The sequence below is a fragment of the Sphaerotilus hippei genome, assembly GCF_003201595.1.
In the GTDB taxonomy this organism is placed as follows: Bacteria; Pseudomonadota; Gammaproteobacteria; order Burkholderiales; family Burkholderiaceae_C; genus Sphaerotilus; species Sphaerotilus hippei.
In genome coordinates this window covers 1-1285 of sequence record NZ_QJJS01000044.1, presented here as the reverse complement: position 1 = coordinate 1285, position 1285 = coordinate 1, and the positions used below count along the sequence as shown (strand labels likewise).

Genomic DNA, 1285 nt, shown 5'->3' with positions numbered 1-1285 from the left:
TCGGCACCGGCTACGTCGGCCTGGTCACAGGCGCCTGCCTGTCGGAAATGGGCAACCACGTGATGTGCCTGGACGTCGATCCGGCCAAGATCCAGATCCTGCACGACGGCGGCATCCCCATCCACGAGCCCGGCCTGCTCGAGGTCGTGCGCCGCAACGTCGCCGCCGGGCGCCTGGAGTTCACCACCGACGTCGCCCGCTCCGTGGCCCACGGCACCATCCAGTTCATCGCCGTGGGCACCCCCCCCGACGAGGACGGCTCGGCCGACCTGCAGTACGTCACCGCCGCCGCCCGCAACATCGGCCGCCTGATGACCGACTTCAAGGTCGTCGTCGACAAGTCCACCGTCCCCGTGGGCACGGCCGACAAGGTCCGCTCGGCCATCGCCGACGAACTCGCCCGGCGCGACCTGGGCTCGATGGAGTTCGCCGTCTGCTCCAACCCCGAGTTCCTCAAGGAGGGGGCGGCCGTCAACGACTTCATGCGCCCGGACCGCGTGGTCGTGGGCGCCGAGGACGAGCGCGCCATCCTGCTGATGAAGGCGCTCTACCAGCCCTTCGTGCGCAACCGCGACCGCCTGCTGATCACCGACGTGCGCTCGGCCGAGTTCATCAAGTACGCCGCCAACGCGATGCTGGCCACGCGCATCAGCTTCATGAACGAGCTCTCCCGCCTGGCCGAGCGCGTGGGCGCGGACATCGAGATGGTGCGCATCGGCATCGGCAGCGATCCGCGCATCGGCACGCAGTTCCTCTACCCCGGGGCGGGCTACGGCGGCAGCTGCTTCCCCAAGGACGTCAAGGCGCTGGCGCGCACCTCGGCCGAGCACGGCCTGCCCGCTCGGCTGCTCAACGCGGTCGAGGCGGTCAACGACGAGCAGAAGCTGGTGCTGGTCGACAAGATCGTGGCGAAATACGGCGAGGACCTCTCGGGCAAGACCTTCGCGATGTGGGGCCTGGCCTTCAAGCCCAACACCGACGACATGCGCGAGGCCCCCAGCCGCGTGGTCATCGCCGAGCTGCTCCAGCGCGGCGCCAAGGTCCAGGCCTACGACCCGGTGGCCGTCGAGGAGGCGCAGCGCGTGATGGGCGACTGGGCGGGCCTGAGCTTCAGCACCGGCGCGATGGCCGCGCTGGAGGGCGCCCACGCGCTGGTCATCGTCACCGAGTGGAAGGAGTTCCGCACGCCCGACTTCGACGCGATGCGCGAGGCCGTGCAGGACCGCGTCGTCTTCGACGGGCGCAACCTCTACGAGCCCGCGCTCATCCGCGGCTTCGGGCTGGA

The 1285-nt window shown here is 70.0% G+C and carries 1 protein-coding gene; it reads left to right on the top strand.

Annotation, left to right across the window (positions count from 1 at the left end):
* Positions 1 to 1285: UDP-glucose dehydrogenase family protein (locus C7444_RS19920; RefSeq protein ID WP_110402598.1), on the top strand; the 1285-nt coding region annotated here is incomplete at both ends.